Raw genomic sequence first — 24,988 nt, 5'->3', positions numbered from 1 at the left:
AGGTCATGCGCATCGGCCTCGCCGAATTCCACGCCATCAAGTACGGAACCAAACTCAATCTGCAAAATGTGTGAATCCGATAGCACGATAGTGGGGGAGAGGTGGCTCGGCGAAGCCGAGACGGAGTGGGGGAACCGCGCTCTACGAAAAGGCCCCCCTCTCCGGCCGCTTTGCGGCCACCTCTCCCCCGCTTCGCGGTGGGCGAGGAACCCAAGTCTTGAGAGATCCGCGGGACAGCAACATCTTCCCCGCAAGGGGGAGATCGGCAGCTTCGCCGACGACACCTCCTCCGAAAGGTGCGATTCCCCTCTCCCGAGCAACCCCAAGCTTGACGCCTCGACGAAATGCAACTATGGAACGCCAACTTTTTCCATAAGGCCGCCTGACCGAAACCGCGCGCCACCCGGCGCGGGTCGAATGTTTGGGCAGGACCGAGAACCGAAGGTTAGAACCATGTCCCGCACCTGCGAACTCACTGCCAAGGCAGTCATGTCCGGCAACAATGTGAGCCACGCCAACAACAAGACCAAGCGTCGCTTCCTGCCCAATCTCGTCAATGTGACGCTGATCTCGGAAGCGCTGAACCAGAATGTGCGCCTGCGCATTTCGGCCAACGCGCTGCGTTCGGTCGAGCATCGCGGCGGCCTGGATGCCTTCCTGGTCAAGGCAGATGCCAAGGAATTGTCGCAGCGCGCCCGCCTGTTGAAGAAGCAGATCGCCAAGAAGCTCGCCGAACAGCCGGCCGCCTGAGTTTTTCGGCGGTCAGTCGCCTTCCAGGGCGTGACCCGGGTTCCGGATCGCGTTCCGCTGGTTCCATTACCCAGGATAAAAAAATGATTTTCCTCTCGCGGTACCTGCCCTTCGTGGCGGCCATGGCGCTCGTCGTCGTGGCATCGAACATCCTTGTGCAGTTCCCGATGCAGGGTGCAATCGGCGGGTTGTCGTTGGCCGACATCCTGACCTGGGGCGCCTTCACCTATCCGTTCTCATTCCTGGTCACCGATCTCGTCAATCGCCGCTATGGGCCGACGGTGGCGCGCAGGATCGTCTTTGTCGGCTTCATGACAGCGGTGATCTGCTCGATCGTCATCCCGCCGCTGCTGTTTCGCCACGGCCTGATCGAATTCGAGACCGCCGCCGACCGGCTGGTGCGCATTGCCGCGGCGTCGGGCGCCGCCTTCCTCACCGCGCAGTTGCTCGACGTCACCGTGTTCAACCGGCTGCGCCGGCAGAGTTGGTGGCGCGCACCGATCGTCGGCACGCTGGTCGGCTCCGTCTTCGATACGGTGGTGTTTTTCACCGTCGCCTTTGCGGCGGCTTTCGCCTTCGCCGGGCCCAACGACGGCTTTGCGCTGGAAACCGCGCCATTGATGGGCGTGCTGCCGGTCGAGACGATGCGCTGGATATCCTGGGCGCTCGGCGATCTCAGCGTCAAGCTGGTCATAGCGGTGGTGGCGCTGATCCCCTACCGGCTGCTTGCCGCCCGCTGGAGCCAACCGGCACTGGCGGCATAGAGCATGATCCCGAACCGAAGGTCCGCGTTAGCGGAAAGTGGGAACCGGTTTTCGGACAAGATCATGCTCAAAGACTATCGAGCATGATCCCCTGGCTTCAACTGGACTCGGCAAAAACGCCTGACGGCGGACAGGAACTCCGCCTGAAACGGCGCGGCGGCGAATTCTCGATCATGCTTGGCGCGAACGAGCTGATGAATAGCCGGCTTAGCGGTTCCGAAGAGGCGCTGGCCAAACTGTCCTGTCAAAGGATTGCCGGCCGCCGGACCCCAAACATCCTGATCGGCGGCCTCGGCATGGGCTTTACCTTGCGCGCGGCGCTGGCCGAGCTTGGCGCCGATGCGCAGGTCACCGTTGCCGAACTGGTACCGGCGGTCGTGATTTGGGCGCGCGGGCCGATGGCCGAGGTTTTCGACGGCTGCCTTGACGACCGGCGAGTCAGTATTCACGAGACCGACGTCGGTCAGCTCATCCGTTCGCAAGCATCGGCCTGGGACGCGATCCTGCTCGACGTCGACAACGGCCCCGAGGGCATCGTCCACAAGGCCAACGATGCGCTCTACAGCGCGGCCGGCCTGATCAGCGCGAGAGCAGCTCTCAAGCCCGGCGGTGTGCTGGCGGTCTGGTCGCAGGGCCCTGACGCAGGTTTCACCCGAAGGCTCAAGCAGGCGGGGTTCACGGTCGAGGAGGTCAAGGTGCGGGCTCACGGCAAGCGCGGCGCCCGTCACATCGTCTGGCTCGCGAGCAAGGGGCAATAGGCCCCTTACTGGACGCCGCCCGATAACGCCGACGAACCTCTACCGCGCTTTCTGAAGCTCGGCGGCGAGTGCCTGCAGCAGCCCGCGCGTACCCTCCTCGCGCCCTTGCGCTGAATCGACGCCATCGAAGAACGCACCCTGTTCGGTATAGGTCAGGCGGGTGCCGTCGCCGGAGGGTGCGAACTCGACAGTGGTGAGCGACGCCGACAGCGGCTGCGGCCCGACCGCCATCCGGTAGGAAAATACGATGCGCCGGTCGGGGACGATGTCCTGGAACTGCGCATCGAGCCTGATCTCCGGGCCGCCCTGATGGCTGAACCGCGAAACCTCGCCGCCGCCGACACGGAAATCGAAGGTGAATTCGGCGATGGTGAAGCCGTCGCCTTCGACGCGCCAGCGCCGTACTGTCGCCTTGTCGGCAAAGGCGAAGAAGACGCGCTCGGGCGATTGCGGATAGGTCCGCTCGATGCTGAAGATCGAATGGATGACGGAGTGCCCGTCGTTAACCGGGGCAATCTGGTTCATTTCTTGTCGTCCTTTTCCTGGTCGTGGAGTGTCGCGTTCGGTTGGTCAGTCTCCGCCAGGATCTGGCCGAGACGGTCGAGGTGGCGTTCGGCCGGCGTACGGCGCGCGGCGATCCAGTCGGCGAGCGGGGCAAGCCCGCCAGGCTCGATCCGGCAGGTGCGCACGCGTCCGACCTTCTCGCTGCGGATCAGCCCGCACGCTTCCAGCGCCTGGAGATGCTGGAGCACGGCGGCGAAGGTCATGCCGAACGGCTCCGCCAGCTGGCTGACGGTGGCCGGCCCGCGGCTCAGCCTTTCCAGGATTGCCCGGCGCGTCGGCTCGGCAAGAGCCCGCAGGATGCTGTCGATCTCGGAATACTTAAGCATGGACTTGAGTATTTCGCCGATGACGCAAATTGTCAAGTCACGACTTAAGTATTTTGCACATGGTGAGAGCCGGCTGGAAAAACTCGGCGATGCCGGTCATTGCCCGAGGAAATCGCCAAGGACATTGCATGCGCTGCGAACGACGTGGAAACGCCAGCGTCGCCGTCAGCCACCGGTCGCGCGTCAATCCTCGTGCAGGATGAATTCCAGGTAAAGATTGCGCTGCAGGATGGAATGGTTGTCGTCGGACATCAGCGACACGATCAGCGCGCCGTCGTCGCGAGTCCAGACGTCGAGCGCTTCCATGTTGTCGATCTGGTAACCCATGTCGGCTTCAAGCAGCACCGGCCCGTCGGCGACGGCGCCCTTCTCGACGCTTTCGCCATAGATGCGCCGCAGCCGCATCTTGACGCCGCGGGCCATCGAAAAACTGCGCTCCAGCAGCAACAGGTCGCCGTCCGGCAGGAAGGCGCCGTCGGTGATGTCGAAATCGCCATTGCGCTTGACGGTGAAGACGCCCTTGTGCGGCCCTTCGATGATCGCGGCAAAGATGTTGCCGGCCTCGTCGAGGCTCTTCTCCGACACCACGACCAGTCCGCCCGCGTGCTGCCCGTTGGGATTGGCGCGAGTGACGGTCTCGAAGCCGCGATTGCGGCGAAGTTCCCCGGCCGGGATCAGGAAGTCCAATTGCCTGAACGGCGCCTTCATGTCGTCCGGGTCGATCTTGAACTCGGCGATACGGTGATCGCGCTCGAAGCCGACCGTGGCAATGCCGTCCTTGACCGCGAGGCCTTCGGCATCGACCGCCCATTTCTCGTCGATCGGCTGGCCGGCCGCATCGACCATCTGCTGCATGCGAAAATTCTCGATGCCGGAAGGCCGCTTGTCGGCATCGTGGACGAGGGTGCCGAAGAACCAGAAGCCGGTGTCGGCGACGCCGATGAAATCGCTGCCCGGCTTGAGGAACCGAAGCGCCGACAGCGCGCCGAAATCGCGTGTCGGCGAGGTCATTTCGAGTCCGCCGACGAATTCGAGCGGCCCGAACTGTTTGTCCGGCCGGCCGATATGGAATTCGCTGATCGGCCGTGCCGAGATTTCGGCCGGCTCGACCGAGGCCGGCCCGGCAGAGATAGCAGGCGCCAAACTGATGCCTAACAACGCAATGGCGGCCAAAAGCTTCTGCCGAAAGCCGCCGCGGGAAAAAATCATCCGGCGCGCCGCATGCCGCCGCGCCGCGTGTCGCGCACGGTTTCCTCGCCGAACAGCGAGGCCAGCTGCTCGGTCATGGCGCCGGCCAATTCTTCGGCATCGACGATGGTGACGGCGCGGCGATAGTAGCGGGTAACGTCGTGGCCGATGCCGATGGCCAAAAGCTCGACCGGCGAGCGCGTCTCGATGAGCTCGATGATGGCGCGCAGATGCCGCTCGAGATAATTGCCGGGATTGACCGACAGCGTTGAATCATCGACCGGCGCGCCGTCCGAGATCATCATCAGGATCTTGCGCTGCTCCGGCCGCGCGATCAGCCGGTTGTGCGCCCACAGCAGCGCCTCGCCGTCGATGTTTTCCTTGAGCAGCCCCTCGCGCATCATCAGGCCGAGATTGCGGCGCGCCCGCCGCCACGGATGGTCGGCGGATTTGTAGATGATGTGGCGCAGATCGTTGAGCCGGCCGGGGTTCGGCGGCTTGCCTTCCTTCAGCCATTTCTCGCGCGCCTGTCCGCCCTTCCAGGCGCGGGTGGTGAAGCCGAGGATTTCGACTGAGACGCCGCAGCGTTCCAGCGTGCGCGCCAGGATGTCGGCGCAGGTCGCCGCGACCGTGATCGGCCGGCCGCGCATCGAACCCGAATTATCGAGCACCAGCGACACCACCGTGTCGCGGAATTTGGTGTCGCGCTCCTGCTTGAAGGACAGAGGCTGCATCGGGTCGATGACGACGCGCACCAGCCGCGCCGGATCGAGATAGCCCTCTTCGAGGTCGAAATCCCAGGAGCGGTTCTGCTGCGCCATCAGGCGGCGTTGCAGCCGGTTGGCCAGCCGCCCGACGACGCCGGAAAGGTTGGCGAGCTGCTTGTCGAGGAAGGCGCGCAGCCGATCAAGCTCCTCCTCCTCGCACAGTTCTTCCGCACCTACGGTCTCGTCGAAGGCCGTGGTGAAGACCTTGTAGTCGATCTCCTTCGGCAGATTGGTGAAGGGATTGTCGTTGCGGCGCGCCTCGCCGGGCGTCTCCGCATCGGCGTCGTCATCGTCGGAGAGATCCTCGGCGGTGGCGTCGGAGGCCTCCGTCTCGGCCGATTGCTCGTCGTCCGACGATGCCTCTGTATCCTCGGACTGCGACTGCTCGGAGCCGGAATCGTCTTCGCCGCCCTCCTCGCTCTGCTCCTCGCCTTGCGGCTGGTTTTCGTCGTTGTCCTCCGAGTCTTCCGTCTCCTGGTCGTCGCCGAGCTCCTCGGCCATTTCCATGGAGGCGAGCATCTCGCGCACGACGCGGGCGAATGCCTGCTGGTCGTCGAGCTTTGCCGACAGCCCGTCGAGATCGGCGCTGGCCTTTTCCTCGACCCAGGGCCGCCAGAGATCGACCAGCCGTTCGCCGCTTTTCGGCACAGCGCGGCCGGTCAGTTTTTCGCGCACCATCAGCGCCAGCGCTTCCTCGATCGGCGCGTCGGCCTTGTCCTTGACGTCGACGAGGTTGGCCCTGGCGTATTTGTCCTCCAGCATCGAGCCGATATTGTCGGCAACGCCCTGCATGGCGCGAGAGCCTATCGCCTCGACCCGGGCCTGCTCGACCGCGTCATAGATGGCGCGCGCTGCCTTGCCTTCCGGTGCCAGCCTGGTGTGGATGCGCGCATCATGGCAGGCGCGCTTCAGCGCCATGGAATCGCCGAGCCCGCGGGTGATGGCGATGTCCGCCTTCGATGCCTTCTTCGGCAATTCCGGCAGCCGGGCACGGCTGCCGGCCAGCGCCGGCCGGTCCTTGGCGAAACCGACCTCGAGATCCTTGTCGCCGGCAATGGCGCGCATGCAGACGGTAACGGCGCGCTTGAAGCTGTCGTTCTCAGCGCCGGTCTTGGATTTGTTTCGCGTGTTGTCGCCCGGACCCGCCATCGAGACTCTGCTTAGCCCAGCACCACATTGGCAGCCGATTCCGGCAGATCTTCGCCGAAGGCGCGCTGGTAGAACTCGGCGACCAGCGAGCGTTCCAGCTCGTCGCATTTGTTGAGGAAGGTCAGCCGGAACGCCATGCCGATGTTGCCGAAGATTTCGGCATTCTCGGCCCAGGTGATGACCGTGCGCGGGCTCATGACGGTCGACAAATCGCCGTTGATAAAGGCCGACCGCGTCATGTCGGCGACGCGCACCATCTTGTTGACGATCTCCTTGCCCTTGCCGTCGCGATAGTGCTTGGCCTTGGCCAGCACGATGTTCACCTCATTGTCGTGCGGCAGATAGTTCAGCGTGGTGACGATCGACCAGCGGTCCATCTGCGCCTGGTTGATCTGCTGGGTGCCGTGGTAGAGGCCGGTGGTGTCGCCCAGCCCAACCGTGTTGGCGGTCGAAAACAGCCTGAAGGCCGGATGCGGGCGGATGACCCGGCTCTGGTCGAGCAGCGTCAGCCGGCCCGACGATTCCAGCACGCGCTGGATGACGAACATCACGTCCGGGCGGCCGGCATCGTACTCGTCGAAGCACAGCGCGACATTGTGCTGGTAGGCCCAGGGCAGGATGCCATCGCGGAATTCGGTGATCTGCAGCCCGTCCTTGACGACGATGGCGTCCTTGCCGACGAGGTCGATACGGCTGACATGGCTGTCGAGATTGACGCGCACGCAAGGCCAGTTGAGGCGTGCGGCGACCTGCTCGATATGCGTCGACTTGCCGGTGCCGTGATAGCCCGACACCATGACCCGGCGGTTATAGGCAAAGCCGGCGAGGATCGCCATAGTCGTGTTCTTGTCGAACAGGTAGTCCGGGTCGATGTCGGGGACATGCTCGCTCGTCACCGAATAGGCCGGCACCACCATCCTGGAGTCGAAGCCGAATGTCTCCTTCACCGACACCGTGGTGTCGGGCAGGTTGGCGATGTCGCGATCGACCTTGTTCATCTCTATCAACGTCTCCACAAGCGAAACGCCGCGTTTCGCTGGCAATCGATTTTGTTCGGGGGCGGTCTTAGAGCCTTTTCCAACCTTATGAAAGTTGGAAAGCGACACGAACCGTAAGGTCGCTCAGCACAAACCTGCCTGCTTGAGCACGCGATACGCCTGGAGCACATCGCGGAACCGGTCTTCCGAACCTCTGTCGCCGCCATTCGCATCCGGATGGTGGCGTTTCACAAGTTCCTTATAGCGCGCCTTGATATCCTTGCCACTTGCCTTTGTATCAAGGCCAAGCGTTTCCAGTGCCTTGGCCTCAAGCGGCTTGGCCTTGCGCTCGCGTGCTTCGCGCGGGTCCTTCGGGCCTTTGAACAGGTCGAAGGGATCGCGCATGCGATTGTAATAGCCGGCGCGGCCGGAGCGCGCCTGGGCGAAATCGGGCGAGGAGCGTGTCGAGGCGCCGTTGACGCCCATTTTCCAGGTCGGCCGGTGACCGGTCATGGCTTCCTTCTGGAAGCGCGCGATCTCGGTGTCGGGAACGCCCGAGAAATAATTGAAGCCCTTGTTGTACTCGCGCACATGGTCGAAGCAGAACTGGAAATACTCGCCTTCCTTCATGCGTCCGACCGGGGCGCGGTGGGTACCGGCCTCCTTGCAGCCATCCCACTGGCAGATCGGCGAACGCGACTTCAGCTCCGCGTCCTTCTCCGGGCGGATGCGAATCTTCTCGAAATATTTTGGGTACGGCTTCATCTCACCCATTTATGGGCTGTTCGCGGATGCGAAACAAGAATTGACATTTTCGCGATGATCGCCCTAACCGCTGAATCGCGGCATAAAACCGGCGAATGGCGAATTTTGTGCGATGACATAGATGTGGTGAAGGGAAGCGGCGATGTCCATACAGGCAACGATGGAAGATAAGCTGAAAAAGGCGTTTTCGCCGGAACGGCTGTCCGTCATCAACGAAAGCCATCTTCATGCCGGGCATCATCATGTGGATTCCGGCCATCACGCCACCTTCGACGGCGCCGGCGAGACGCATTTCCGCGTCCGCATCGTCGCCCCCGCCTTTGCCGGCATGAGCCGCGTCGAGCGTCACCGCGCCGTCAACGATCTGCTGGCCGAGGAGTTGAAATCCGGCGTCCACGCCCTGGCGATCGAGCCGGCGGCGCCCGGCGAAAAGACCCGCTGGTAATTGCCCTACCAGATCGTCTTTACATATCGATAGTCTCGCAGCTTCTGATCCGCGGTCACCAAAGGTGCCGCAAATTTTCGACTGGTCGCAACAATGATCCGATCAGCCGGATCTTTGTGAAACTCTCCCGGAAGTTCGGTACTATTCACGGCAATGTCATTATCGACGGAAATGAAGCTCAGTTTTTCGAGTTTGCTGACCGTCGCCAGCCATTCGCCCACGTCCATCGATAGCAGGAGACGCCCCCGGGAAATCAGCATGGCGATTTCCCATGCCGATATCGAGGAGATCAAAATCTCGCCACCTATCCTCTCCCGCTCGATTGCGTGAAGTGCGGGTTCTGAAAGCATATCGGTCTCACCGCCGACCCAGCGGACGAGAACATGCGTGTCCAACACGATCAATTGCTGGCTTCCCAATCATCTTCGGCCACCGGATCCGTGGGGCGGTCGTAACGCAGGACGGACCCGCGCAGCACCTCCAAAGGGTCGCGCGCAACCGATTCATAGCGTCGTATCTCCAGTGTGGGCTGGCCGTGATCGGTCACAATGATTGGCTCGCCACTCGTTTCAACCTGACGAAAATACTCGAGAGCCTTTGCCTTGAACTTCGATTTCGACACCTGCGCGGCCATGCGCCACCTCAATGAACAAAATTGCCGTTCACTATATAGGACCAGAAGTGACCACGGGCAATGACCACGGTCACAGCAATCGCTCCGGCTTAGCCGTCCCTCGTTCCCCGCGTCTGCGCGCGCCTCACCGGCCTGCCGCCATCCAAAAGACCCGCTGGTAACTCAGCCGAGGCTCGCCCTCAGGAAAGCCATCACCGCTGCGGTCAATGTATCGCCTTCGGTGCCGAAGTCGCGATTGATCGACATGTGCGAATAGGCGCTGCCGTCGAACAGCGTGACCCTGGTTCCGGTGGCGCGCAGACGCTCGGCGAAGGCCTGCGCGTCCGCCGCGCGGGCTTTCGCGCGCGAATGGGCGATAAAGGTCGGCGGGTGCTTGCGGCCTTCGACGTAGGTGACAGGCGACAGCGCGCGCCACTGCGCCGGATCGGAAAAGGCGCGGGCATAGACCCCTGCCATGCCGCCGCTCCTGGCCAGTGCCTCCAGATCGTAAGCCCTGGTGTCGTCGAGGACCAGCGCCGCGACGCCGGGCAGGCCGCCGCGCAGGCCGGTCAATGCGACGAGATGGCAGCCGGCCGAATGGCCCATTGCGACGATCCGGTCCGGATCGCCGCCATGCCTGGCGATGTTGGCGCGGACGTAGCGATAGGCCAGTTCGACATCAGCCGCCTGGGTGGCGACGTCTGCTTCAGGCAACATCCGGTAGTCGATCGAGACGAAGCAGAAGCCATTGTCGAGCAGGAAACCAGGCTTGGAGTTGACATTGTTGCGGTTGCCGACCCGCCAGGCGCCGCCATGGACGAAGAAGACGACCGGCAGGCCGCTTGCGCCATCGCGGGAATAGATGTCGAGCTTGGCCGGACCATAGTCGAAGGTTTCGGGCGATTGCGAACGCAGCCGCGATGCGGCACGAGCCTGCCCCGGCAGCAGCGCCGCCATCGACGCCAGAAGCAGGGTTCGCCGATCGATTGTCATAAACGCCTGACTGCCCACGGCTGCCACAAGGTGCGCACTGTCATTCTCCAAGCATCGCCGGCTTGATCCTCAACCGTGCGATCCGGTTCTTGTCGCGCTTCATGACGACGAAGCGCTTGCCGTGAAACGTAAAGGCCTGCTTTTCGTCCGGGATCGACTGCGCCTCGTGGATGACAAGGCCGGCGATGGTGGTGGCTTCCTCGTCCGGCAGGTTCCAGTCGAGCGCCCGGTTCAGGTCGCGGATCGGCACCGTGCCGTCGACGACGACGGAGCCGTCGGCCTCCTGCTTGACGCCCTGGATGTCGATGTCGTGCTCGTCGGCGATCTCGCCGACGATCTCCTCGATGATGTCTTCCAGCGTCACCAGCCCTTCGACCTCGCCATATTCGTCGACGACGATGGCGAAATGCGCCTTGCGGCGCAGGAAGGCATTGAGCTGCTCCTGCAGCGTCGTGGTGTCGGGCACGAACCACGGTTTCGACGCGATCTTCATCACGTCGATCCGGGAGAAATCGTTGCCGACCTCGTTCAGCGCGCGCAGCAGATCCTTCGCGTGCAGCACGCCGACAATGTTGTCGAGCGAACCCTTCCACAACGGCATGCGGGTGTGCGGGCTCTGCAGGATCTCGCGAACCACCGCTTCCGGCGGGTCGTCGGCATTGACCGAGCGCATATTGGTGCGGTGGACCATGACGTCCGACACTTCGAGCTCCTCGAGGTCGAACAGGCCGCCAATGCGGGCGCGGTCCTCGCGCACCACCTGGCCGTCGCGGCGGAAATCGTCGACGGCGCCGCGCAGTTCGTCGCGCGCCGAGCGCTGCGGCTCGATGCGTTGCAGCTCGTAGCCGAAGGCGGCGAGCATTTGCCGGCGCAGGACGAAGCCCAGCAGGCCGAGGCCGGCGAGCACTGCAGCCGCGATCCAGCCGGCCTGGCTCATCCCGGATGGTTCTCCCGGAGGAACGCCAGCACTTCCGAGGCCGGCACATCCCGGGCGATGAAGGCCTGGCCGATGCCGCGCGTCAGGATGAAGGTCAGCGCGCCGCGCGACACCTTCTTGTCCTGGGTGATGAAGGAGAACAGCGTCTCGGCGTCGGGCAGTTCGCCTGGAATGTCGGCCATGCGCCAGGGCAGGCCGACGGCGCGAAGATGCGCCTCGACACGCGCCGCGTCGTCGGGGCTCGCCAAATTGAGCCTTGACGAAAAGCGATGCGCCAGCGCCATGCCGATGGCGACGCCTTCGCCATGCACGAGCCTTGCGCCGTCATAGCCGGTCGCCGCCTCCAGCGCATGGCCGAAAGTGTGGCCGAGATTGAGCAGGGCGCGGTCGCCGGTCTCGAACTCGTCGCGGGCAACGACGTCGGCCTTGGCGCGACAGGCCTCGGCGATGGCCGCAGCCCGCTCCGGCCCGCCGGCAAACACGCGAGGCCAGTTTTCCTCCAGCCAGGCGAAGAACTGCGGCCGGTCGATCAGCCCGTATTTGGCCAGTTCGGCGTAGCCGGCGCGAAACTCGCGGATCGGCAGCGTGTCGAGCACTTCGGTGTCGGCCAGCACCAGCTTCGGCTGGTGAAACACCCCGACCAGGTTCTTGCCGCGCTTGCTGTTGATGCCGGTCTTGCCGCCGACGGAGGAATCGACCTGCGCCAGCAGCGAGGTCGGAACCTGAACGAAGTTCATGCCGCGCCGCGCGATGCCGGCGGCAAAGCCGGCGAGGTCGCCGACGACGCCGCCGCCGAGAGCGATGACGACATCGCCGCGCTCCAGCTTGGCGGCCAGCACGCCGTCGACCACCTCTTCGAGATGCGCAAAGCTCTTGGTCTTTTCGCCGGGCGGCAGCGTGATGACGGCATGTTGGATGCCTCCGCTTGCCAGGCCGGCCGCAAGCGTCGCGAGATGCGCGCTAGCGACGTTTTCGTCGGTGACAACCGCCGCTCGCGTGCCCGGCAGACGGCGCGAAATCTCGGCGCCGGCGCGTGACAGCAGGCCGGGACCGATCAAAATGTCGTAGGCACGCTCGCCAAGCCCGACTTCGACAGAGACCGTTGCATCAGCGCTCACGACCGCACCTCGTCGATGTCGGCAACGCCAAGGTGGCCGCGCAACGCCTCTACCACTTCGGCGGCAATGATCTCCTTGCGGTCGTCGCGGGTCGGCACGATGACATCGGCCGCGGCATAAACGGGGTAGCGTTCCGCCATCAGCCGTTCGAGCACGGCGCGTGGATCGGCGCTTTTCAGCAGCGGCCGGTTCTGTTTCTTGGAAACGCGCTCCATCAACAGGTTGATCTCGGCTTTCAGCCAAACCGAAACGCCATGGCTGGCGATCGCCTCGCGCGTCTGCGCGTTCATGAAGGCGCCACCGCCGGTCGACAGCACCTGCGGCCCGTGCTCCAGCACGCGCAGGATGACGCGCTGCTCCAGCGCCCGGAACTCCGCCTCGCCATAGCGCTCGAACAGGTCCGGGACGCTCATGCGCGAAACGGTTTCGATCTCCTGGTCGCTGTCGATGAAGGGCAGTGCCAGCATCGCCGCCACCTTGCGGCCGATCGCCGTCTTGCCGGCGCCCATCAGCCCGACAAAGACGATGGAACGGCCGCCCAGTCGGCCGAGCAGCGCGGCATGGCTCTCGCCCGGAGGATTTGCTGGTAGCGCATTCATGCTTCTAGGGCCTCTTTGCCGGCGTATCGACATCAAAAGCCTGTTTGCGTCAAGCGCGGCGCAACCGGGACTATGGGCTTCACCCTTGAATTGGCCGGATTGGCGTCTCATAAGGGCACAGGGTTGGAAATGCAGAATAAGACGACGGGCGAAAATTAATGCCAACACTGTTTCGCTTTGTCGTGACGCTCGCGATTCTGGCCGGCATTGTCTATGGCGCGATGTTCGCCCTGGTCATGTTCGTCGAGCCGAGAAAGGCGGAAATGAGCGTGCGTATCCCTCCGGAAAAGCTCAATCCCAAAAAATGAACAGCGCCGCCCGCATCGAAGCTTTCCTGGAGATGATGAGCGCCGAGCGCGGCGCTGCCGAAAACACGCTTTCCTCCTATCGCCACGACCTCGAGGACGCTTCCGCCGGGATCGGCGGCGGGCTTGCCGCTGCCACAAGCGCTGACATCCGCGCCTATCTCGACGACATCGCCGCGCGTGGCTTTGCCGCCACCTCGCAGGCGCGCAAATTGTCGGCGGTCCGGCAGTTCTTCAAGTTCCTCTACGCCGAAGGCCTGCGCGGCGACGATCCGACCGGCACGCTGGACAGCCCGAAGAAGGGCCGGCCGCTGCCGAAGACGATGAGCGAGGCCGATACCGGCCGGCTGCTCGACCGCGCCGCGCAGGAGGCGATCGACCCCTCGCTCAACGACGGCGACAGCCTGGCGGCGCTGCGCCTGCACGCGCTGGTCGAGGTGCTCTACGCCACCGGTTTGCGCGTTTCGGAGCTGGTCGGCCTTCCCGTGACGGTGGCACAGCGCGACGACCGCTTCTTCATGGTGCGCGGCAAGGGCAACAAGGAACGCATGGTGCCGCTGTCGGCCAAGGCGCGCACGGCGATGCGGACATGGCTTGCCGCGCGGGCGGCGGTGCCGGCTCTTGCCGACAGCCCGTTCCTGTTTCCGGCCGCCTCGGACAGCGGCTATCTTTCGAGACAGGTCTTTGCCCGCGAGCTGAAGGGGCTTGCCGCGCGGGCCGGCATTGCCACGGCGAAGATATCCCCGCATGTGCTGCGCCATGCTTTCGCCAGCCATCTCCTGCAGAACGGCGCCGATCTCAGGGCCGTGCAGCAGTTGCTTGGCCATGCCGATATTTCAACGACGCAGATCTACACGCATGTGCTGGAGGAGCGGCTGGTGCGTCTGGTCAACGATCATCATCCGCTTGCCGACTAGGCGTCATGTCGCTATGTGAGAACGACGTTCCACCGCGCCCAGCCTGCATTTTCAGGCTTGCGTCAGTCATTGCCTTCCGACTTGCCGGTCCGCCCAAGAATGTACAATTACCTCGATTTCGAAAAGCCTGTGCAGGATCTCGAAGGCAAGATCCTTGAGCTGAAGAAGCTTGCCGAGAACGGCGAGGCGGTCGATGTCGGCGATGAGATCGCCCGCCTCGAGAAGCGCTCGCGCGATGCGCTGCGCGACGCCTACAAGGCGCTGACCCCGTGGCAGAAGGTGCAGGTGGCGCGCCATCCGGACAGGCCGCATTGCATCGACTACATCAAGGGCCTGCTTACCGATTTCACGCCGCTCGCCGGCGACCGCAATTTCGGCGAGGACCAGGCGATCGTCGGCGGCTTTGCCCGCTTTCGTGGCGAGCCGGTGGCGATTATCGGCCAGGAGAAGGGTTCCGACACGGCAAGCCGGCTGAAGCATAATTTCGGCTCGGTGCGGCCGGAGGGCTACCGCAAGGCGGTGCGGCTGATGGAACTCGCCGACCGCTTCCAGATCCCGCTGCTGACGCTGGTCGACACTGCCGGCGCCTATCCCGGCGTCAACGCCGAAGAGCGCGGCCAGGCGGAAGCCATCGCCCGGTCGACCTCGGCCTGCCTTGGCCTGAAGGTGCCGTCGATCTCGGTGGTAATCGGCGAAGGCGGCTCGGGCGGCGCCATAGCGATCGCCACCGCCAACCGCGTCTACATGCTCGAACACGCCATCTATTCGGTGATCTCGCCGGAAGGCGCCGCCTCGATCCTGTGGCGCGATACCACGCGGTCCAGGGATGCTGCGACCAACATGAAGATCACGGCGCAGGACCTGCTGGAGCTGAAGATCATCGACGCCATCATCGCCGAGCCGCTCGGCGGTGCCCATCGCGCCCCCGAAACGGTGATCGCCGCCACCGGCGACCTCATTGCCAGGACGATGAAGGAATTCTCCGGCGCCAACACCGACTTCCGCGAGCATCGCCGCGAGAAATACCTGGCGATGGGCCGCAATCTGTAACATCCGGCAGGCACGCGGCCCGAAATGTGGCGGCGTGAACCAGTTTCGCCACAAAAATGCCGCTGCATTCGGCTCAGTGGACTTGCCGTAAGGGGACGCGCCAGCATGATTGCGGAAAGGAATTTTCAAGGTTAACGGGCTTAGGGTCCGTCAGTGGTCAGTTTAGCAGCCGCGGCATCCGCGGCGCAGAGATGAAGACGATAGCCATATCCATGTTAGCCAGGCTTGCCCGCACCGGAGTTCTGATCGCTGCGATCGGCGTCGCCGGCTGCAACGATGCTTCGATGAAGGATTTTGCGCCGCAAGCCAACAAGCCGCTGCCGGACAAGATCCTGTCCGAGATGAAAGCCAAGGGCATGGTCCGCACCTCCTCGGTGATGGCCCGCATCTTCAAGGAAGAAGGCAAGCTCGAAATCTGGAAGGCCAAGACCAACGGCCGCTACGACCTGGTCGCCAGCTACGACATCTGCAAATGGTCGGGCAAGCTCGGGCCGAAGTTCACCGAAGGCGACCGCCAGGCGCCGGAAGGCTTTTACACCGTCCGTCCGGCACAGATGAACCCGCGGTCGAATTATCACCTGTCCTTCAACATCGGCTACCCGAACGCCTATGATCGCGCCAATGGCCGCACCGGTTCGAACCTGATGGTCCATGGCGCCTGCTCGTCGTCTGGCTGCTATTCGATGACCGACGCGCAGATCGAGCAGATCTACGCCTTCGGCCGCGACGCCTTCCAGGGCGGCCAGACCGAGTTCCAGATCCAGGCTTTTCCGTTCCGCATGACCGCAGCCAACATGGCGCGCTATCGCAACGACCCGAACTACGAATTCTGGAAGATGCTGAAGGTCGGCTACGACAATTTCGAGGTCACCAAGGTGCCGCCGAAGGTCGACGTCTGCGAGAAGCGCTACGTGTTCAACCAGATTGCGGCCGACGGCTCGACCTTCAATCCGACCGGCCCTTGCCCTGCAACCACCCAGCCCGATTCGCTGAAGAGCGCCATCAACGCCTATCAAAGCACCTATGAGGCGGCCTTCAACGGCGCCATCAAGGCCAGCGTGCCGGCGCCCAAGCCGACCATCGCCGGGATCAAGGAAGCCAGCATCGTTTCCGACTGGTCGAAACGGCGTGCCCGCGGCGAACGCGTTCCGATCGAGCCGCCCTCGCTGAACCCTGACGGTACCGTGGCCGAAACGGCGCGCATGGGCCGCATCGATTCGCCGGCGGGCCGCAAGATGGCGGCGCTCGACGCCGAAAAGGCTGCCAAGCAGAAGGCCGAGGAACAAAGGCTTGCCGCCATAGAAGCGGCCAAGGCCGCGAAAGAGGCAGCCAAGGCGCAAGCCCTGGCCGAGAAGGAAGCTGCCAAGGCCCAGGCGCTCGCCGAAAAGGAAGCAGCCAAGACCGCCGCAGAGATGCCTGTCGCCACCGCCACCGTAGCGCCATCGGACGCCGCCCCGGCAGTCGAAACGCAGGCTGCGGACGCCGAAAGCACGGCGACAAGATTGAAGAAAAAGCTGCTCGGCATGTTTGGCGGCTGAGCTTTATGCTTGAGCAAGAAGATGGGGGCCAAAAAAACAGGCCTTCAACCAGCCGCGCCGCCGTCTACGACCTCAAAGGCTTGAACTGCCCGCTGCCCGTGCTCAAGGCAAAAAAGCGCCTGGCCGCAATGCAGCCGGGCAGCCGGCTGTGGCTCGAAACCACCGACCCGCTCGCCGTCATAGACATTCCCGCCTTCTGCGCCGAGAGCGGCCACCGGCTGGTCGAGACGACCGCGACGTCAGGCGGCCACCGCTTCCTGGTCGAGCGCGGCTGAGCGGGGTAATCTCCCCCTCGAGGATGAGATGTCGCCGAAGGCGACAGAGGGGGTCGCCTCGCGTAAAGCGCCAACCTTGATCTGCCGCAGGAGGCCGCGTCCGGTCGCGTCGACCCCCTCTGGCCTGCCGGCCATCTCCCCCTCGAGGGGGGAGATCGGCAGCTTCACCCACGCCCGGCAATAGCCAGCGGATTGCTTTCCAGGGCAGCGCGGTCCGGCGTGTCGATCGACGGCCGGTTGGTGAAGGCGGCGAACAGCCGGCGGATATAGTCTTCCGGCATATCGAGCGTGATCAGCATCAGTCTGGTGCCGCGCTGGCTGTCCGGCCAGGCCGGCAGTTGCACCGGCGGATGCAGGATCTTCTGCACGCCATGGATAACCAGTGGCCGCGACGGGTCTTCTGCAAGCTCGATGACGCCCTTCATCCGCAACAGGCGCTCGCCATGCGCCGAGCGCAGCAGATCGAGGAACATCTCGATTGCCGAAAACGGCACCGGCCCGTCATGGACCAGCGAATACGAACGCACGCGGGAATCGTGCCTGTGGCCATGACCATGACCATGGTGATGGTGGTCGCCACCGTCATGCCCGTCGTCATCATGCCCGCTGTGGTCATGCCCGCTGTGGTCATGGTTGTGGCCGGCTTCTTCGCCCAGCCAACGCTGCACATCGACCGATTTGGTAGCCGGATTGTAGAGCCCGCAATCGAACAGGGTCGCGGCGCTCGCCTGGCTCGTGTCGAGCACCACGGCGCTCGGGTTGAGCTGCCTGAGCCGCGCCCGCGACGCCTCGACATTACCTGCATCCGTGGCCAGGTCGGCCTTGCTGAGCACGATGCGATCGGCGACCGCCACTTGCTTCACTGCCTCGACATGGGCATCGAGCGTCGCATTGCCGTTGACGGCATCGACCAGGGTGATGACGCCGTCGAGCCGGAAGGCCTGGACCAGGGCCGGATGCGCCATGATCGATTGCAGCACGGGGGCGGGATCGGCGAGCCCGGTGGTCTCGACGACGACGCGGGCAAGCCGGTCGATGCGGCCGGTCTGCAGCCGGTCGACGAGATCGGCCAGCGTGTCGACCAGCTCGCCGCGCACCGTGCAGCAGAGGCAGCCGTCGGAGAGCTGGATGATGCCGTCGGAGGCCTGCTCGACCAGAAGATGGTCGATCGCCACCTCGCCGAACTCGTTGATGATGACGGCGGTGTCGGCGAGCGCCGGATCCCGGAGCAGCCGGTTGAGCAGCGTCGTCTTGCCGGCGCCGAGAAAGCCGGTGAGCACCGAAACGGGGATCGGGAAGCCGGCCATGCGGCTAGTTCAGCGCCTTGGTCGGCTGCTGGACCTGCACGGCGGTGGCGGATCCGGCCACAACAGGCTCGGCGCCGGCCGGCGGCGCCCGGTCCGGCCGCCATGTCGGCAGCGGCACGTCGGCATATTCCTGCCCGGAGGCGTCGAGCATCGCCTTCGGCACCGGCCCCGTGGCACCGCCGAGGCCAACGGCGATCAGCGTCGGGACATGGTCGAGCTTTTCCTTATAGGGCGATTTCGGCAGGTCCTTGCCCTTGTCGCCGACCGCCGGTGCTGCTTCCGACTGCTCCGCGACCGGCTTCTTCTTGCAAATCTCGTCATCCATGTCGTTGGCCGACATGGTGTCGCCATAGACAGGCAGCGCCGCGACCGTCAGCCCGCTCGGCGCCGGCGTTGCAAAGCCCTGGTCGAGCAGTTTTGCCGCCGTCTCGGCGCGGGTAATGGCCGACCGTTCGCCGAGCACTACGGCGACCACGGTGCGGCCGTTGCGGGTAGCCGAGCCGATCATGTTGAAACCGGACGAGCAGACGAAACCCGTCTTCATGCCGTCGGCACCCGGATAGCGGCCGATCAGCAGGTTGTAGTTGGAGATTGCCTTCTTGCCGACGGCAAGGCCTTCGATCGAGAACCAGGGGGCATATTGCGGAAATTCCGTGCGAATCGCCATCACCAGCAAAGCAAGATCGCGCGCTGTCGTATACTGGTCCGGCGAATAGAGCCCGTTCGGATTGACGAAATGCGACCCGCTCATGCCGAGCCGCCGCGCCTCGGCGTTCATGCGTTCGGCGAAAGCCGCTTGCGAACCGCCGATATTCTCGCCGACCGCCATAGCGATATCGTTGGCCGATTTGACCAGCATCATCTTCAACGCATTGTCGAGCCGCATCACCGAGCCCGGCTTGAAGCCCATCTTGCTCGGCGGCTCGCCGGCGGAATGTTTCGTCACCTTGATCGGCGAATCGAGCTGGACCTCGCCCGCGGCAATCGCTCGAAACGCCACATAGGCGGTCATCAGCTTGGTCAGTGATGCCGGGTACCAGCGCCTGAATGCGTCCTGGTGCTGCAGGATCTTGCCGCTGTTCAGGTCGAACAGGATGGTCGGATTGGCCAAGGCGGGCCCGGCCAGCGCCGCAAGCACCACCGCGCCCGCCGCCAACAGTTTGAGGAAATGCCTGTAGCGCATCATAAAAACCGAAATAGCCTCTTGCCGCAGTCGCACCTGGCTCCGTAAGATTTCGTTACACGATCGCCAGGATAATGGTCCGGCCCTCTGTTCCCGGACCACAGTCGCGGTGCTATTTACTCTATGTGACGTCAACATGGCAAAGTGCTGCCGATCACAATGTGGAAGCAGCAGCACAATGCAAAGCTGCGTGCATGGTTGCAAGGCAGCAGGCACAATTGCAAAGCAGCAGGCCAAGACCGCCTGCTCCAACAGCGAAATGGAACCATCATGCCGATCCTGAACCGAGCCGCCGAAATGCAGGACGAGATGGCCGGCTGGCGCCGCCATTTGCACCAGACGCCGGAGCTGAATTTCGACGTCTTCAAGACCGCCGCCTTCGTCACCGAGAAGCTGAAGGCATTCGGCTGCGACGACATCGCGACGGGTTTGGGCAAGACCGGCGTCGTCGGCATCATCCGCGGCCGCCATGGCGAAGGCTCGACCATCGGCCTGCGCGCCGACATGGACGCCCTGCCGCTCAACGAGATCACCGGCAAATCCTATGCCTCGACCGTCCCCGGCAAGATGCACGCCTGTGGCCATGACGGCCACACCGCGATGCTGTTGGGTGCCGCCAAATACCTCGCCGAAACGCGCAATTTCGCCGGCTCCGTCGCGGTCATCTTCCAGCCGGCCGAAGAGGGCGGCGGCGGCGGCAACGAGATGGTCAAGGACGGCATGATGGAGCGCTTCGGCATCTCCAAGGTGTTCGGCATGCACAACATGCCGGGCCTACCGGTCGGCCAGTTCGCCATCAGGCCGGGTCCGATCATGGCGGCGACCGCCGAGTTCACCATCACCGTCAAGGGCCGGGGCGGCCACGCGGCGATGCCGCATGGCACCATCGATCCGATCGTCATCACCAGCCAGCTTGTCGGCGCGCTGCAGACGATCGCCTCGCGCAGCACCGATCCGGTCGAGGCGGTGGTCGTCTCGGTGACGAAATTCCACGCCGGCGACGCCTATAACATCATTCCCGAGAGCGCCGAGATCGCCGGAACGGTACGCACGCTGAAGAAGGAGGTTGCCAAGAAGGCCGAAGAGCGCATCCGCGCCCTTTGCCAAGGCCTGGGTGCTGCCTTCGGCGCGACAATCGAGGTCGATTACAATGCCAACTACCCCGTCACCTTCAACCATCCGGAAGAGACGGTCTTTGCCAGCGACGTCGCGGCCGACGTCGCCGGCGACAGCCATGTGCACCGCGCGATCCAGCCGGTGATGGGCGGCGAGGATTTCTCCTACATGCTGGAAGCGCGGCCGGGCGCCTTCATCTTCATCGGCAATGGCGATACCGCCGGCCTGCACAACCCGGCCTACGATTTCAACGACGAGGTCATCCCGCACGGCATGAGCTATTGGGTGAAGCTGGCGGAGACGGCACTGGCGGCGTAGCATTTGCCGAGTGGAATCCGTTGGCGCCGTAGAAATGCAACCAACAACAGACGGAGCATGACACGGATCAATTTGAACGCATCCGCCTCCGTGTGTTGATGTTCACCGAAGGCCGCGACGCTCGAACGTAACGGCATGGATCCTAGGGTCTACGCCGCGTCGCTTCGCTCCTTGCTTCGCCCTAGGATGACGAAGGCATGATCGCTGAAAGCTGAGGCCAATGGCTGATGTTGGAGATTGGCAGTGCGTCTGCGTGTTATCGGACGACGACTGATGGCGAACTACAAACCTCTCCAGATTGGCGGAAACATTTTTCCCTTCGTCATCCTAGGGCGGAGCAGGAGCGAAGCGACGTCGCGGAGACCCTAGGATCCATGCCGTTACCATGGCCGAAGAGTGCATCGACGCAAGTGGTTGGCCTGCGCCGTCAGGTGCAGAGCACGTGGTCGTTCGCCGGCTAATCAGTCAAGGCCCGCTCTTCGGATCCTCGACCTCCAGTGCCTCCATGACCGGCGCCAGCTCATTGTCGTCGGCGGACTGCGGCTCTTCGCCTGTCCTCGCCTTCTTCAGGGCTGCCTCGATCGCCTCCTGGATATTGCCGAGTTCGTCTTCGCGAACCTCGTGGCCATAGCCGGCAGCATCGGCATCCTGCTCGAATTGCTGCGCCAGGACGGCGACGCTCACCTCGCTCTCGGCGGGCAGATTGCCGACATTCTCCTGCAGCCAGGTTTCAAAGAATTCTTTGGTGGCGCTCATGCGGTGTCTCCTCGGGACACTAAAGCGCGCCGGCATCCCGAAAGTTCCGCTATCCGAGCCGTCTTTGCGCCCGTTGCCGGGTGCCCCGCAATTCAGCGCGGCCAGGCGGCGTTGACGCCGCCTGGCTCGGCTGCTTACTGGCTGGCAGCAGTCGTCGGTTCGCACGACACCTTCGGGTTCATGTCCGCGAACGCGCCGGTTGGGTTGCCTTTCCAGGCCCAGACATGCAGCTCGTAGAACGGACCGAGGCCATAGCGGTTGGGCGCGCTGTTGAAGTTGAACAGATGCCCATCGAGCGAGGCCGGGCCTTTCGAGGTGATGTATTCGACCGCGATCAGTTTTAGCGTGCCGTCGGCCATCGGCTCGTACATCACCGCTTCGGGCTTGGCGACATCGACAGCGTCGTCCTTGAGGTAGCCGGGATTGACGTAATGGATGCCCATGGCGCCGCCGGTGATGCCGCTGGCGCAAGGAATGGGAGCATAGCCCTCGGCGGTCGCCGCCGCCACACTCTCGAAGCGACTGTTGGCGGCTCGCACCTTGTCGGCCAGCGGATTGGGACCGGACGAGGGCGCTGCCTGATGCGCCTGCGCCAATGCAGTGCAGGCCGACAGCAGCACCGCGGCAGCGAGGAACTTGTTGCGAAAGTTGATTGTCATAGTCATTCCATTCTTCTTGAAAAGCACAGCCCGGCCGGCCGCCGGTAGTAAGGAGGCCCGGCAGGTGGACGCTGTGGCTGTTGTTGCTGGGAGATCCCTGTCCCGATGCGACGAATGCAGGGGAACATCATCCCTTCGGCAGATACGGGATGGTTCCGGCCAGATCGGAGTTGTCGATCAGCTGGAAACGGCTGTCGCTGCCGCCCTGACGGGCCGAAACGAACGGTGCGTAGGCGGGATCGTCGGTGAAGGCGCGCGCCGCGGCCTCGGTCGGGAACGCCATCAAGGCAATCAGCGTCGTGTCGAGCGGCTTGCCTTCGAGCGTCTTCACATTGCCGCTGCGCGACAGATATCTGCCGCCGTGCTTGTGTACGAGGTCGTGGACCGACGCGGCATAGGCCGGCATCCACTTCGGGTCCCTCACCTTGATGTCTGCGATAACGTAAGCGGTCATGGGTTATGTCTCCTGGTCGTGCACAGGGGTATCCAGTGCAGCGGCAGAGGGGTCGCATGGCAAGGTCGCGCCAGCCAGTCCGCGATCTGTACTGGTGTGGCGAATCCGAAATTCGCATTCACTTTGGAGCAACGCAGCGAGCGAATTTCGGATTCGAATGCCACACCAGCAAATGCCTGGATTTCCAGTGTGGTTTTGGATTTGAAGATCCTAACGCTGATGCCACCCAGAAAGCAGGAACTTCAAATCCACCACACCGGGCCGGTACAGTTTCTGTACTCGCCGCGTCGCCGGGAAAGGCCTATGGTTCCGGCTGAGTTTGAGGGGAAGGCAATATCATGACCCAGTCCGGATACAAGCAGTTCTGCCCGTTATCGATGGCCGCGGAGGTGCTGTGCACCCGCTGGACCATGGTTCTGCTTCGCGAATTGGTGGCGGGCTCGACCCGTTTCAACGATCTGCGCCGCGGCGTCCCCAAAATGTCGCCGACCCTTCTGTCGCAACGCCTCAAGGAGCTCGAACTGGCCGGGATCGTCGAGCGCAAGGAGGTGCGCGGCGAGAAAGGCATCTTCGAATACCGGATGACCGAGGCAGGCCGGGATCTGCGTTCCGTCGTCGAGGCGATGGGCTTTTGGGGGCAGAAATGGGTCGAGTCGCGGCTGTCGCTGAAGAACCTCGATCCGTCGCTGCTGATGTGGGACATGCGGCGCAACCTCAATGCGTCGCCGCTGCCCGATGGCCGCACGGTGATACAATTTCTGTATCAGGAGCTCCCCGCCTCGAAACGGTCATGGTGGCTGATCGTCGAGAAGCACGGCGAGGTCGACCTCTGCTGGTACGATCCGGGCTTCGATGTCGATCTCTACGTCTCAACCGACCTGCACACCATGACTGAAATCTGGATGGGGCTGATCACCGTCGAGAAGGCCGGGGCGAAAGTCATCTTGACGGGAGACCAGGATATCGCCCGCAAAATGCAGACCTGGCTCGGCCTGAGCCCGTTCGCGGTCGAACCCAAGCGAGCAGCCTAGCTGCCTCTTGGCGAAACGATCCGAAGCGGTTATGTGTCGGGCGCGATGGTCCCGTAGCTCAGTAGGATAGAGCGGCAGATTCCTAATCTGTAGGTCACAGGTTCGATTCCTGTCGGGATCACCAACGTTTTCAATTGGTTACCTAAAAGGTGCACTGTCACCGGTATTCGCGAGCATACATTAGGGAGCTCGATACGTATTGCGGCTTCGCCTAAGGCTTAAGCCATGATTGTAGAGGACGCTAATTCATCCAAGTTGCGGTCACGCGATGGCCGTCTGTTAGGTGTTGCCGCATACGGCGCGCCCAATGGCAAGCTGTTGCTGTACTTTCACGGTTTTCCGGGTTCCCGTCTGGAGGGCGGGATGCTGCATAAAGCCGCCGAACGCGCCGGCGTCCGCGTTCTCGCGATCGATCGTCCCGGAGTCGGTTTATCTTCCTTCGCATCTGGCCGTCGCCTGTTGGATTGGCCGGACGACGTCAGTGCGCTCGCCGACCAGCTCGGCGTCGATCGATTTTCCGTGGTCGGCTTTTCAGGCGGCGGGCCGTTCGCGCTGGCCTGCGCCTGCAAGATTCCCGGTCGACTTGCTGGGTGCGGTATCGTCTCGGGACCTACAGAACCCGGTGTCCTTGCCTTTCTCGTATCGCGGGTGATGCCGCACCTGCTTATGCCGCTGGCGCATCGCCGCTTTCACGATCGAAGCCAGGCTCAACGGTCGCTCGTGAGGCTCGCGCGGCGGTGGCCCGCAGCGGATCGTACGAGCCTTGACCGCGCCCAGGTTCGAGAAGCCCTTGCCGCGTCGTTGGTCGAGGCGTTCCGGCAGGGAACGAAGGGCAGCGTGCAGGACGCGAAACTCCTGGGCGCGCCCTGGGGCTTTTCACCAGAAGACATCGCGTTTCCGCAGCTGCGCCTTTGGCACGGCGAACTCGACCAGCAAATTTCTGCTGCTCAGGCGCGCGTGAATGTGGCGAGACTACCCCGGTGCGAAGCGACTTACTTCCCCAATGACGCTCACGTCTCGACCCTCGTGAACCATGCCGAGGACGTCGTGCGGAGGCTGACGGGCGCCGCTTAAGGACCTCGCCCTGGCAGCTCCCGGCCTCGGGCGCGCTAAGTCTCGGCCAGATACTCCTCGCGCGCGGTCTCTCAAAAATTCGAAATACGCCACAGAAATACGGTGACAGTGCACTTTTGCCTTTTTCGCGCGGCGTCGCTTTCTGTACTGCTCCACTCGTCGGCGTTGATGCTGCCAGGGAGAGCACGATCGGGTGCGGCAATGAAACCTCCACCGTGCGGAAGTGAGCGCCTGGACCTGAAACTCATGATCAGGCGGAGGTTCCTCAATCGGACGGCCAAGGAACCTGCCG

29 protein-coding genes and 1 tRNA gene are annotated in these 24,988 nt (G+C 63.5%); 13 read left to right on the top strand and 17 right to left on the bottom strand.

Annotated elements, in window-relative coordinates; all coding sequences use genetic code 11:
* Nucleotides 1-453: 453 nt before the first annotated feature.
* The 3 genes from rpmB (at nt 454) to NKG60_RS22840 (ending at nt 2,272) form a co-directional block, all read left to right on the top strand.
* On the top strand, nt 454-750 hold the full coding sequence (gene rpmB, locus NKG60_RS22850; protein ID WP_292664929.1) for a 50S ribosomal protein L28: 297 nt from the start codon (nt 454-456) through the stop codon (nt 748-750).
* 83 nt (nt 751-833) lie between these two features.
* Nucleotides 834-1,514: a queuosine precursor transporter gene (locus NKG60_RS22845; RefSeq protein WP_352666433.1), complete on the top strand. Its 681-nt coding sequence runs from the start codon at nt 834-836 to the stop codon at nt 1,512-1,514.
* Nucleotides 1,515-1,597: 83 nt separating this feature from the next.
* Nucleotides 1,598-2,272 (top strand): spermidine synthase, encoded by a 675-nt coding sequence (locus tag NKG60_RS22840; RefSeq protein WP_352666432.1) that lies wholly within the window; start codon nt 1,598-1,600, stop codon nt 2,270-2,272.
* Between the two features lie 39 nt (nt 2,273-2,311).
* On the opposite strand, the gene NKG60_RS22835 is transcribed toward NKG60_RS22840, so the two are convergent.
* The 6 genes from NKG60_RS22835 to NKG60_RS22810 all read right to left on the bottom strand — a co-directional run bounded on the left by NKG60_RS22835 (nt 2,312) and on the right by NKG60_RS22810 (nt 8,017).
* On the bottom strand, nt 2,312-2,797 hold the full coding sequence (locus NKG60_RS22835; RefSeq protein ID WP_352666430.1) for an SRPBCC family protein: 486 nt from the start codon (nt 2,795-2,797) through the stop codon (nt 2,312-2,314).
* Nucleotides 2,794-3,162 (bottom strand): ArsR/SmtB family transcription factor, encoded by a 369-nt coding sequence (locus tag NKG60_RS22830; protein WP_352867153.1) that lies wholly within the window; start codon nt 3,160-3,162, stop codon nt 2,794-2,796. Before NKG60_RS22830 ends, NKG60_RS22835 begins: the two co-directional genes overlap by 4 nt.
* Nucleotides 3,163-3,345: 183 nt before the next feature.
* Nucleotides 3,346-4,371 (bottom strand): esterase-like activity of phytase family protein, encoded by a 1,026-nt coding sequence (locus NKG60_RS22825; RefSeq protein ID WP_352666426.1) that lies wholly within the window; start codon nt 4,369-4,371, stop codon nt 3,346-3,348.
* Entirely contained in the window at nt 4,368-6,266 is a 1,899-nt protein-coding gene (gene cobT / locus NKG60_RS22820; protein ID WP_352666424.1) for a cobaltochelatase subunit CobT, read from the bottom strand. The genes NKG60_RS22825 and cobT overlap by 4 nt, the downstream gene beginning before the upstream one ends.
* 11 nt (nt 6,267-6,277) lie before the next feature.
* Entirely contained in the window at nt 6,278-7,264 is a 987-nt protein-coding gene (gene cobS / locus NKG60_RS22815) for a cobaltochelatase subunit CobS (protein ID WP_352489391.1), read from the bottom strand.
* 123 nt (nt 7,265-7,387) lie between these two features.
* Nucleotides 7,388-8,017 carry a J domain-containing protein gene (locus tag NKG60_RS22810; protein WP_254816626.1) on the bottom strand — a complete coding sequence of 210 codons (630 nt, stop codon included), beginning with the start codon at nt 8,015-8,017 and terminating at the stop codon, nt 7,388-7,390.
* Nucleotides 8,018-8,150: 133 nt separating this feature from the next.
* On the opposite strand from NKG60_RS22810, the gene NKG60_RS22805 reads away from it, so the two are divergent.
* On the top strand, nt 8,151-8,453 hold the full coding sequence (locus NKG60_RS22805; protein WP_352666423.1) for a BolA family protein: 303 nt from the start codon (nt 8,151-8,153) through the stop codon (nt 8,451-8,453).
* Nucleotides 8,454-8,458: 5 nt separating this feature from the next.
* On the opposite strand, the gene NKG60_RS22800 is transcribed toward NKG60_RS22805, so the two are convergent.
* The 6 genes from NKG60_RS22800 to NKG60_RS22775 form a co-directional block, all read right to left on the bottom strand.
* On the bottom strand, nt 8,459-8,851 hold the full coding sequence (locus tag NKG60_RS22800) for a type II toxin-antitoxin system VapC family toxin (RefSeq protein ID WP_352666442.1): 393 nt from the start codon (nt 8,849-8,851) through the stop codon (nt 8,459-8,461).
* Nucleotides 8,852-8,853: 2 nt separating this feature from the next.
* Entirely contained in the window at nt 8,854-9,087 is a 234-nt protein-coding gene (locus tag NKG60_RS22795; RefSeq protein ID WP_352666421.1) for a type II toxin-antitoxin system Phd/YefM family antitoxin, read from the bottom strand.
* A gap of 162 nt (nt 9,088-9,249) precedes the next feature.
* Nucleotides 9,250-10,059: an alpha/beta hydrolase gene (locus NKG60_RS22790; RefSeq protein ID WP_352666419.1), complete on the bottom strand. Its 810-nt coding sequence runs from the start codon at nt 10,057-10,059 to the stop codon at nt 9,250-9,252.
* A gap of 40 nt (nt 10,060-10,099) precedes the next feature.
* Nucleotides 10,100-10,996, bottom strand: a complete 897-nt coding sequence (locus NKG60_RS22785) for an HlyC/CorC family transporter (RefSeq protein WP_352666418.1) — start codon at nt 10,994-10,996, stop codon at nt 10,100-10,102.
* The gene (aroB, locus tag NKG60_RS22780; RefSeq protein ID WP_352867146.1) at nt 10,993-12,114 is read right to left on the bottom strand and encodes a 3-dehydroquinate synthase; all 1,122 of its coding nucleotides are present in this window, start codon (nt 12,112-12,114) and stop codon (nt 10,993-10,995) included. Before aroB ends, NKG60_RS22785 begins: the two co-directional genes overlap by 4 nt.
* Entirely contained in the window at nt 12,111-12,713 is a 603-nt protein-coding gene (locus tag NKG60_RS22775) for a shikimate kinase (RefSeq protein WP_352666415.1), read from the bottom strand. Before NKG60_RS22775 ends, aroB begins: the two co-directional genes overlap by 4 nt.
* Nucleotides 12,714-12,871: 158 nt before the next feature.
* On the opposite strand from NKG60_RS22775, the gene NKG60_RS22770 reads away from it, so the two are divergent.
* The 5 genes from NKG60_RS22770 to NKG60_RS22750 all read left to right on the top strand — a co-directional run bounded on the left by NKG60_RS22770 (nt 12,872) and on the right by NKG60_RS22750 (nt 16,798).
* Nucleotides 12,872-13,021 carry a hypothetical protein gene (locus NKG60_RS22770; protein ID WP_023677884.1) on the top strand — a complete coding sequence of 50 codons (150 nt, stop codon included), beginning with the start codon at nt 12,872-12,874 and terminating at the stop codon, nt 13,019-13,021.
* On the top strand, nt 13,018-13,935 hold the full coding sequence (locus NKG60_RS22765; RefSeq protein WP_352666414.1) for a site-specific tyrosine recombinase XerD: 918 nt from the start codon (nt 13,018-13,020) through the stop codon (nt 13,933-13,935). The genes NKG60_RS22770 and NKG60_RS22765 overlap by 4 nt, the downstream gene beginning before the upstream one ends.
* A gap of 99 nt (nt 13,936-14,034) precedes the next feature.
* A complete protein-coding gene (locus NKG60_RS22760; RefSeq protein ID WP_254816618.1) occupies nt 14,035-14,985 on the top strand; it encodes an acetyl-CoA carboxylase carboxyltransferase subunit alpha in 951 nt (316 codons plus the stop codon).
* Nucleotides 14,986-15,197: 212 nt separating this feature from the next.
* Nucleotides 15,198-16,523: a L,D-transpeptidase family protein gene (locus tag NKG60_RS22755; RefSeq protein ID WP_352666440.1), complete on the top strand. Its 1,326-nt coding sequence runs from the start codon at nt 15,198-15,200 to the stop codon at nt 16,521-16,523.
* A gap of 5 nt (nt 16,524-16,528) precedes the next feature.
* Nucleotides 16,529-16,798 carry a sulfurtransferase TusA family protein gene (locus NKG60_RS22750; protein WP_352666413.1) on the top strand — a complete coding sequence of 90 codons (270 nt, stop codon included), beginning with the start codon at nt 16,529-16,531 and terminating at the stop codon, nt 16,796-16,798.
* A gap of 164 nt (nt 16,799-16,962) precedes the next feature.
* Here the strand turns inward: NKG60_RS22750 and NKG60_RS22745 are convergent, their stop codons facing one another.
* Together NKG60_RS22745 and NKG60_RS22740 are read right to left on the bottom strand one after the other, a co-directional pair.
* Entirely contained in the window at nt 16,963-18,105 is a 1,143-nt protein-coding gene (locus NKG60_RS22745; RefSeq protein WP_352666412.1) for a CobW family GTP-binding protein, read from the bottom strand.
* Nucleotides 18,106-18,109: 4 nt separating this feature from the next.
* On the bottom strand, nt 18,110-19,288 hold the full coding sequence (locus NKG60_RS22740; RefSeq protein ID WP_352666439.1) for a D-alanyl-D-alanine carboxypeptidase family protein: 1,179 nt from the start codon (nt 19,286-19,288) through the stop codon (nt 18,110-18,112).
* A gap of 270 nt (nt 19,289-19,558) precedes the next feature.
* Between NKG60_RS22740 and NKG60_RS22735 the strand changes: the two genes are divergently transcribed.
* Entirely contained in the window at nt 19,559-20,722 is a 1,164-nt protein-coding gene (locus NKG60_RS22735; protein ID WP_352975627.1) for a M20 aminoacylase family protein, read from the top strand.
* Nucleotides 20,723-21,187: 465 nt separating this feature from the next.
* On the opposite strand, the gene NKG60_RS22730 is transcribed toward NKG60_RS22735, so the two are convergent.
* From NKG60_RS22730 to NKG60_RS22720, 3 genes are all read right to left on the bottom strand, one after another.
* Complete coding sequence (locus NKG60_RS22730; protein WP_352666409.1) at nt 21,188-21,478, bottom strand: hypothetical protein; 291 nt, start codon at nt 21,476-21,478, stop codon at nt 21,188-21,190.
* Between the two features lie 134 nt (nt 21,479-21,612).
* Nucleotides 21,613-22,137 carry a hypothetical protein gene (locus NKG60_RS22725; protein WP_502903418.1) on the bottom strand — a complete coding sequence of 175 codons (525 nt, stop codon included), beginning with the start codon at nt 22,135-22,137 and terminating at the stop codon, nt 21,613-21,615.
* A gap of 127 nt (nt 22,138-22,264) precedes the next feature.
* Nucleotides 22,265-22,591, bottom strand: coding sequence for a DUF1330 domain-containing protein (locus tag NKG60_RS22720; RefSeq protein WP_023677873.1), 327 nt, complete (start codon nt 22,589-22,591; stop codon nt 22,265-22,267).
* A gap of 338 nt (nt 22,592-22,929) precedes the next feature.
* Between NKG60_RS22720 and NKG60_RS22715 the strand changes: the two genes are divergently transcribed.
* From NKG60_RS22715 to NKG60_RS22705, 3 genes are all read left to right on the top strand, one after another.
* Nucleotides 22,930-23,622 carry a winged helix-turn-helix transcriptional regulator gene (locus tag NKG60_RS22715; protein ID WP_352451189.1) on the top strand — a complete coding sequence of 231 codons (693 nt, stop codon included), beginning with the start codon at nt 22,930-22,932 and terminating at the stop codon, nt 23,620-23,622.
* A gap of 47 nt (nt 23,623-23,669) precedes the next feature.
* Nucleotides 23,670-23,746: transfer RNA gene (locus tag NKG60_RS22710), tRNA-Arg, on the top strand.
* 101 nt (nt 23,747-23,847) lie between these two features.
* Complete coding sequence (locus tag NKG60_RS22705) at nt 23,848-24,696, top strand: alpha/beta fold hydrolase (protein ID WP_352666405.1); 849 nt, start codon at nt 23,848-23,850, stop codon at nt 24,694-24,696.
* Nucleotides 24,697-24,988: the final 292 nt, after the last annotated feature.

Origin of the sequence: Mesorhizobium sp. M1428, assembly GCF_040317515.1 — a bacterium.
In the GTDB taxonomy this organism is placed as follows: Bacteria; Pseudomonadota; Alphaproteobacteria; order Rhizobiales; family Rhizobiaceae; genus Mesorhizobium.
This window is presented reverse-complemented; position numbering and strand designations above follow the sequence as displayed.